At 36.3% G+C, this 8,068-nt stretch carries 9 protein-coding genes; 6 read left to right on the top strand and 3 right to left on the bottom strand.

The genetic code is table 11. The features are described from left to right. Positions 1–42: 42 nt before the first annotated feature. On the bottom strand, positions 43–171 hold the full coding sequence (locus F6K13_RS08900; RefSeq protein ID WP_275670476.1) for a hypothetical protein: 129 nt from the start codon (positions 169–171) through the stop codon (positions 43–45). A gap of 1,409 nt (positions 172–1,580) precedes the next feature. On the opposite strand from F6K13_RS08900, the gene cpeB reads away from it, so the two are divergent. Further along, positions 1,581–2,141: a C-phycoerythrin subunit beta gene (gene cpeB / locus F6K13_RS08895; protein WP_124147818.1), complete on the top strand. Its 561-nt coding sequence runs from the start codon at positions 1,581–1,583 to the stop codon at positions 2,139–2,141. Positions 2,142–2,276: 135 nt separating this feature from the next. After that, a complete protein-coding gene (locus F6K13_RS08890; RefSeq protein WP_124147819.1) occupies positions 2,277–2,771 on the top strand; it encodes a bleomycin hydrolase in 495 nt (164 codons plus the stop codon). Positions 2,772–4,173: 1,402 nt separating this feature from the next. On the opposite strand, the gene ispF is transcribed toward F6K13_RS08890, so the two are convergent. Further along, positions 4,174–4,659 (bottom strand): 2-C-methyl-D-erythritol 2,4-cyclodiphosphate synthase, encoded by a 486-nt coding sequence (ispF, locus tag F6K13_RS08885; protein ID WP_124147820.1) that lies wholly within the window; start codon positions 4,657–4,659, stop codon positions 4,174–4,176. A 112-nt stretch (positions 4,660–4,771) separates the two neighbouring features. Here ispF and F6K13_RS08880 point away from each other — a divergent pair, with 112 nt between their 5' ends. The 3 genes from F6K13_RS08880 to F6K13_RS08870 all read left to right on the top strand — a co-directional run bounded on the left by F6K13_RS08880 (position 4,772) and on the right by F6K13_RS08870 (position 6,492). Further along, the gene (locus tag F6K13_RS08880; RefSeq protein WP_124147821.1) at positions 4,772–5,086 is read left to right on the top strand and encodes a PqqD family protein; all 315 of its coding nucleotides are present in this window, start codon (positions 4,772–4,774) and stop codon (positions 5,084–5,086) included. Positions 5,087–5,331: 245 nt separating this feature from the next. Next, positions 5,332–5,808 carry an SET domain-containing methyltransferase gene (locus F6K13_RS08875; RefSeq protein WP_124147822.1) on the top strand — a complete coding sequence of 159 codons (477 nt, stop codon included), beginning with the start codon at positions 5,332–5,334 and terminating at the stop codon, positions 5,806–5,808. 114 nt (positions 5,809–5,922) lie between these two features. Then, positions 5,923–6,492, top strand: coding sequence for a GNAT family N-acetyltransferase (locus tag F6K13_RS08870; RefSeq protein ID WP_124155086.1), 570 nt, complete (start codon positions 5,923–5,925; stop codon positions 6,490–6,492). 22 nt (positions 6,493–6,514) lie between these two features. Here F6K13_RS08870 and trmD read toward each other — a convergent pair whose 3' ends face one another. Then, on the bottom strand, positions 6,515–7,201 hold the full coding sequence (trmD, locus tag F6K13_RS08865; protein WP_124147824.1) for a tRNA (guanosine(37)-N1)-methyltransferase TrmD: 687 nt from the start codon (positions 7,199–7,201) through the stop codon (positions 6,515–6,517). Between the two features lie 251 nt (positions 7,202–7,452). Between trmD and F6K13_RS08860 the strand changes: the two genes are divergently transcribed. Next, positions 7,453–8,068: cyanophycinase (locus F6K13_RS08860; RefSeq protein WP_287287226.1), on the top strand; the 616-nt coding region annotated here is incomplete at its 3' end.

The following is an 8,068-nucleotide window of genomic DNA, read 5'->3' as shown; positions in this document are numbered from 1 at the left end:
CTTTAAAAAGTGCCTGGTTTTCAGTTCTTCACGCTCAAAAAGTTAGTATTTTAGGCCAGAGTTGGGCATAAAAATCATTCTTAAAATTCTTACTCCTACCTCCTCGTTCATTCCCATTTCTCCTGTCTCCTGTCTCCTGTCTCCTGTCTCCTGTCTCCTACCCTCACTCATAAGACTTTTTCAGCAAACCCTAGTTTATAGCAAATAAAGGGCAAGTTTATTTTCTGGAGATGTCTAATATACAGATAGGGGGATGGGGAGATGGGGAGATGGGGAGTGTGGGAGAAATTAAAAAATAGAGTTGTTGGGAAATAAAAATTCAAAAGCCTCAAAAGCTTATATAGTAAGCTTTTGAGGTTTTTAGGCTTAAAAAACACTATAAACTTTGACTAATAAGGGTTTTAGCCATTTTTTTAGCTTAATTCCCAACAACTCTAATATATATCCTCACCATTACCATACAGGACTACCAAATATCTTTAAAATAACCGAATTTGGTATGACTCCCCTAAAACTTGTTGACAAGCATACATTTATCGAGCTCGAAACTTTAAACTCAAGCTAATTGTACTATTTGACTTCTCACCCGACTGAAGTACGGGTGATTCTAAGGAGTTGTTCCAAATCGGTTGAAAAACACGATTCGTCACACCTACTAGCTGTCACTGGACTTAATCTTCCCAGTGGTAGCAGTCAAAAACTACCTACAGACTCAGATCTGCTGACAAAAATGCCACACACATTGCCTTTACTTTTTTAGTTTGATTTTCAGAGTGGTTTTACTCAACTCAGAGCCATAAATCCCTATCTCTGCTGCCTACTTGCCTGTGCCAAGCGTCTTGATAGAACAGCGCTACTAGTTTCTTACTGGCGGGAGTTTCACCCCTGCAAGCATTGAGTCTATGGGACAAACCTTGTTCCTACTCGTATTCATTAGTATTATTCCACATTTTGGGATACTTGGGAATAAATTCCCACAACTTGTTTTCATCCAAGGGCTAAAACCACTTGGCTTTCAACTGCACGTTTTTTTTGTAATTAGGACAACTAAAGTCTTTACCCTAAAAGGCTCGCTCGTTTTCATCCCCTGATTCAAACACACTTACTCTCAACGGAAGCTTTTCGGTAATGATTGATTGACATTTTGGCATTTATAGCACTACGCAAATAGGGCGCGGACATTTCTCTATTCCCTACTCCCTACTCTCTACTCCCTGACAACCCAAATTTATTGTCATATCATGTCCGTTTAATTAGTAATAAAAAACTTCCTTCTTCTTCCCTCCTGTACGTTGCTAATCCGACGGCTCACCTACCTAGCTCCTGACTCCTCCGTCGTTATTTATAAGTATTCAACCAGACATGATATCAAACGCCAAAAAACCTACTGCTATATATAAATATTTGGTTTTGATCGTAGCTTCTGGACACCTGATTGGCTAATTGCCTGGAAAGTCGTAACAAATATTTACTTGTTTACGAATTATTACTTTCTTCCTCAGAAAGCGAGACAAAAGAGACCTTCTTATTAGAAACTTCAAATCAAGGTTACAAAAAAATCAATTTTTAAGGAGAGCTCAATGTTAGATGCTTTTTCGAAAGCTGTAGTTTCAGCAGATGCCTCAACTTCCCCTGTTAGTGGCGATGAATTAAATAAGCTCAAAGAATTTATTGCTCAAGGCAACAGACGTCTTGATGCAGTAAACGCCATTGCTAGTAACGCAAGCTGCATGGTATCTGATGCTATTGCTGGAATGATCTGTGAAAACCAGGGATTAATCCAAGCTGGTGGAAACTGCTATCCTAACCGTCGTATGGCTGCTTGCTTGCGTGATGGTGAAATCATCCTACGCTACGTTACCTACGCACTACTTGCTGGTGATGCTTCTGTTCTCAACGACCGTTGCTTAAATGGTTTAAAAGAAACCTACACTGCATTAGGTGTTCCTGCTACATCTACAGTTCGCGCTGTTCAAATTATGAAAGCTCAAGCTGCAGCTCACATCAAAGATCAGCCTAGTGATGAATTTGCAGGAGATAAAAAGCGCATCATGGGAGCTACTGTAACAGAAGACCGTTGCGCTAGCCTAGTTGCTGAAGCAAGTGGCTATTTTGATACAGTAATTGCTGCTCTAAGCTAATTACTCTCAAAAAGTCTTGCTACACCATACCTCTAAAGGTATCTAGTTTATTGGCTTTTCAGTTATTACGATTAGCCAAGACCAAGTAAGTTTCAATACCAATCTAACAAAGTCAAACACAGAAGAGAATAAACAATGAAATCAGTTATTACCACAGTAGTTACCGCTGCTGATGCAGCAGGTCGTTTTCCTAGCAGTTCCGATCTAGAATCAGTACAAGGTTCTATCCAGCGTTCCGCAGCTCGTTTGGAAGCAGCTGAAAAGCTAGCTGGTAATCTTGATGCAGTTGCTCAAGAAGCTTATGATGCTTGCATCAAGAAGTTTCCTTACTTGAATGATGCTGGTCAAGCTAACTCCACAGACACTTTTAAGGCTAAGTGTCTCCGCGATGTCAAGCACTATCTGCGCTTAGTCAGCTACTGCTTAGTAGTTGGTGGAACTGGCCCTCTTGATGAGTGGGGAATTGCTGGTCAGCGTGAAGTTTATCGTGCTCTAAGCTTACCTACTGCACCTTATGTTGAAGCTTTAAGCTTTGCTCGTAATCGTGGTTGTGCTCCTCGCGATTTGTCTCCTCAAGCTTTGACAGAGTACAATTCTCTCTTAGACTATGTAATCAACTCCTTGTCCTAGGAAATTAGGGATTTAGGCAAGATTATAGAACTCTTGCTTTAAAACTTCTTTAATTCTAGAACTGTGGGACTCTTAGTTTGTTACTTACCTAATAATGGGTGAGCAACTAACCAAGAGTCCCTTAGTTTTTCTTGTAACGGGACTTACACAACTTTTAAGCCAAAATATAGCCTCAACTCTTTCTGTGAGAAGAAAATACGTCACGATTATTAGCCAACCAATCAAAAAAAACGGGGTTGCACATTATGGAATGATATCGCCAAAAATTGGTTTAGATTTTGACTAAAAAAAACCATTAATTAATCATTCTAGCAATTGATTAATCCACAATCCAATTCTATCAAAAATATCAAATCATTCGTCACTGTGCAACACCAAAAAAACGGAAAGATATAGCTATACGAAAAGCGTACTATTGCATCAGTAAATGTCTTCAAATGTTTCCCCCATTGCCTCTGTAATCCTGTAGTTAGCTTATGCCAAATGATCAAAGTATAGGTATAAAATACTCTCGATCAAATGGCGTTCTAGACTCCATTTATCTGTTACTTGATATTCTTTTAATCCCAACCATCATCAGCGCTTCTCGGTAAAAAACTTCTATCCAGTGTCTGTTTGAGTAGCTATTTACTATCCACTCAAATGTCACTTTTGACGGCTCGACAAGGCTCAAAAGCTTACTCTATAAGATTTTCAGCATTGGATAAAAAAAAACACTATAAACCTTGACTAATAAGGGTTTTATATCATGTTCGGTTGAATACTTATAATATCTGTGGACCAAAGGCAGAAGGCAGAGGGCAGCTATGCTGAAGGGAAAGAGCAAGGTTAGAAGGCAGAAGGTTTATTATAACTGATTATCCGCAATTCGTAGCTCCCCCGGAGGGGAACATGATATTAGCCATTTTTTTAGCTTAATTCCCAACAACTCTATGATTATTAGTGAGGGTATAGTTGAGGCATAGAACTCCGTTCCGCGCTCCGCGACCGCTCAACTATGAATTGATTTATTATTCAACTAAAGAGTACTAACAAAACTTATATTGGATCAATTTAAAAATTTTTAGTTATGAAATAAATTCTGAGATACCAAAAATGCAAATACTTAATGCGTAGTTTGTAAATAGCTGCAATCACAAAGATATGATAATTTTTCCATCTCCATTTAATAGGTAATGGTTCACAACATTTAGCTAGATAGACTTGACCATTTTTCCATATTCTTCTCTTTTTCTTTCCTATAGCTGTCCTAAATAGGTTTTGAACAAATATTAGTTATCTAAATACTGAGGGTTACTTCTCTTGATATGTAGCTAATGCTCATATTTTATCTAAGATGGCTATATTCCTAAAAATCCTAGAACGAAAAAATATTTCCACTATTAATATTTCCGATGACCACTTATCCTTCATATTTATTTAGCAAAACTACAGCATAAGCAGCAATACCTTCTTCTCGACCTACAGGACCTAATTTTTCATTAGTAGTAGCTTTTATGCTGACTTGATCTGCTTGTAGTTCTAAAGTAGCAGCGAGGCGCGATTGCATTTCTTTGATATGTGGCTTGAGTTTAGGACGTTCTGCTACTACTACTGAATCAATATTACTAACTTGCCAGCAGCTAGCCTTAACTAAATGATTGACACGATTCAACAATTCTATACTATCAGCTCCAGCCCATTGTGGATCGCTGGGAGGGAAAAAATGGCCAATATCACCCAAACTCAGAGCGCCTAACATTGCATCCATAATTGCATGGGTCAGAACATCCGCATCGCTATGACCAATTAATCCCATTTCATGGTCAATTTTGACTCCTCCAAGTATTAGAGGTCTTCCAGGTCCTAACTTATGGATATCGTAGCCATTACCTATGCGAAGATTCATTTTTCTAATTTAAATACCTTAAATAGTAGTTTTTATCAAATTATTGTATAGTATATCTTGACTGTACAAAACTACTTTTTTTTATTAACTTTATTGTCAGTAGAGGTAAGTTGTGGAGATTATATTAACTCAACAAGTGCTATTAACGGATAATTTTTTTTTAGCAGAAGATGAAGGAGAAATTTTTTTAGTTAACTCTCAACAAGAAGGTGAAGATTTTATTTTGGATGATATGGCAGCTAAAATGTTATTTGCTTTAATAGGTTCTGGGTCTATTCAAGAGGCTTATGAGGATTTATTAGAGGAAGAGCAGGTAGAGCCAGAAGTACTTAAGAATGATTTATTAGAATATATCAGAGATTTAACAAATGATGGAATTGTTAAAATTATCGATCAACAAGATAATTTATCTGTGGCAGAAGGTTAGTAGAGAGAGAAATTGGCATAAATCTGCTCTTTTTATCTTTAATCTTTAATGGAAAAGGCTAAATAGGGCTTTATGAAAAAGTTACCTGTAGCATAACTGTTTTTTGGTTTTTTCAAAAGAAGAATCTGAAAAATTTATTCATAACTAATTTTTTTATTAAATTACACAAATATTTTTATATCTGTCAAGAAAAATAGTATTATTTATTCTAGAATGTTAGGAAATTGTATCTCAATAAAAAATTTATGCAGGTAAGTCAAAAAATCACAAAAGTTAGCTCTATTGCGGAAATTCGGGAGTGTAAAATCAGTGGAAATAAGTCTCTACATACGACTATTGAGTTGAAGTCTGGAGAGGTTATCAGTAATTTTAGCCATAAAGAAATACTCGATCGCCCCAACTATTTAACCGTCCAAATTAGCGATAACCAACATATTATGCTTGACCCAGAATTTTTGCAATATATTAACCATAGTTGCGATCCTAATGTTTTTTTCGATACTAAAAAAATGGTAGTAATTGCCCTACGAGACATCGAAATTGGAGAAGAATTCACATTCTTTTATCCATCTACAGAATGGTCTATGGATCGAGGATTTGATTGTATTTGTCAAAGCGAAAATTGTCTGGGATACATTCAAGGTTCTGCTCATTTACCCCTAAATGTGTTAAAAAAATATAAATTGTCAGAATTTATATGGGAAAAGCTAGGAGTTGAGTGAATAATTAACAATCTATAAATCCTTTACATAAGTAATTTTTGTGAGGATTTATTATACATAAAAAAAACACCTCTGCCATCTTGAAAATTGTGTTAAGTTGACATTATAAATACCATGTTAGAAATAACACTAGCTCAGACTCCTGAAGAAAAAGAAGAAATTTTCAAATTGCGCTATCAAATCTATGTAGAAGAACTGGGATGGTTTGAAAATTGTCCAAACTATGAACCGAACCATAAACAAAAGAAAGTAGAAGACCCATTGGACTTATATGCTAATCTATTTATGGCTCTTGATCATAATGAATTGGTTGGTACTATTAGATGCAATTATACTAAAAACTTAGACTCAGAAAATTTAGACATAGATTACTATACAAAACTCTATCAAATGGAAAAAGTAGGAGATGCACATCCTTTATGTACATCAATTACTGGGAGGTTTATGGTTCAAAGTAATTTTAGAAGAAATGGTATAGGCTTAAGAATAATGCAAGCATTATACAAACAACAGTTGCTAGATGGAATTAAATTTGATTTTGTAGATGCCGAAGCATACTTAGTTCCTTTTTTTGAAAAACTAGGCTATCAAACTATTGATAAAATTGATTATCAAATGTATGAAAGTAGTGTGCTTATGGTATTAGATATACCTAATATCAAACACCATGAGCAAGTTAAGTAGATCGACAAAATAACTAGATTTTCTAGAGGTCTCTATTATTTTTCAGTAAATCTGGGCGACGAGATTTTGTTCTTTGAATTTGTTGTTGATAACGCCATTCTGCTATTTTAGCATGATTTCCAGATAGCAGAACTTCTGGTACTTTCCAACCACGAAAATTAGATGGTCGAGTGTAATGAGGATAGTCAAGTAATCCATATTCAAAACTTTCGTATTTTAGTGACTCAGCTTTACCTACTGTTCCTGGAAGTAACCTCACTACACCATTAATTAAAGCTAAAGCTGGTATCTCTCCACCTGTAAGGACAAAATCTCCTAAAGATACTTCTCTAGTAACTAGATATTGTACTCTTTCATCAATACCTTCATAATGACCACAAATTAAAATAAGTTGGTCATAGTCTATAGCCAACTGCTTAAATAGCTGCTGACACATTGTTTCTCCTTGGGGAGTTAAGAGAATAACTTCTCGTCGCGGTCTAGTTGTTAATGACTCTACAGCAGCAAATATAGGTTCTGGTTTTAACACCATTCCTACTCCTCCACCATAAGATTCATCATCAACTTTATGATATTTGTCTGTGGTATAATCACGAGGGTTAACTAAATTAACCTTGGCAATCTCTTTATCAAGGGCTTTCCCTAACAAACCTGAACTTAGGGGTGTTGTAAAAAAGTCTGGAAACAGAGTGATAACATCAAATTGCACAAAACTTAAAAATATACTTAGAGTGTCTTAAAAAATTTAGAAATTGTTGAGATTAATCTTTATTTAGACTATGCTAAAAGTTTACAAGTTAATCCAGCCAATTGAAATTTAGATTCTAACTAAATCAAATGATTTGTTGAAAAATTCAATAGTTAGCTGGGGACTTGCAAGGTTATAAGATAGTCTAGTATTATAACAGACTATTGAAATTATTGAAATTTAATGCGTACCTGCTGTCCAAGACTAATAAAATGATACAGTTAGAGTCTCAAGCTTCAAAACTAGATATATTACGTCCGACAAAAACAACCATTATGGTAATCGGAGGGGCGGAAGATAAAGTTCATGGAAAAGAGATTCTACAAACTTTTTTTAATCGTGCAGGAGGAGTAAATGCCAGGCTAGCAGTTATCCCTTCTGCCTCTAGAGAACCAGGAGCACAAGGAGATAGATACCGCAAGGTTTTTGAAGAAATGGGTGCTGTAGGTCTGAAGATATTTGATATCCGGGAAAGGTATCAGGGAGAAGACCCAAGATGGTTAGAATCCTTAGAAGATTGTACTGGAGTCTTTATGACTGGTGGAGACCAACTGCGTCTTTGTTCCCTACTTGCTGAAACACCTTTGATGGATGAAATCAGAAGTAGAGCTATAGATGGAAAAATTGCTCTAGCTGGAACAAGTGCAGGAGCAGCAGTAATGGGACATCAGATGATAGCAAGTGGTGGTAGTGGCTCATCCCCCAATAAGTCCTTAGTTGATTTAACAACTGGCTTGGGTATATTGCCAGACCTGATTGTAGACCAACACTTTCATAATCGAAATCGTATGGCCCGTTTGTTGAGCGCCATTGCTACCCATCCGGACA

The organism is Okeania sp. SIO2B9, assembly GCF_010672505.1.
Taxonomy (GTDB): domain Bacteria; phylum Cyanobacteriota; class Cyanobacteriia; order Cyanobacteriales; family Microcoleaceae; genus Okeania; species Okeania hirsuta.
This window is presented reverse-complemented; position numbering and strand designations above follow the sequence as displayed.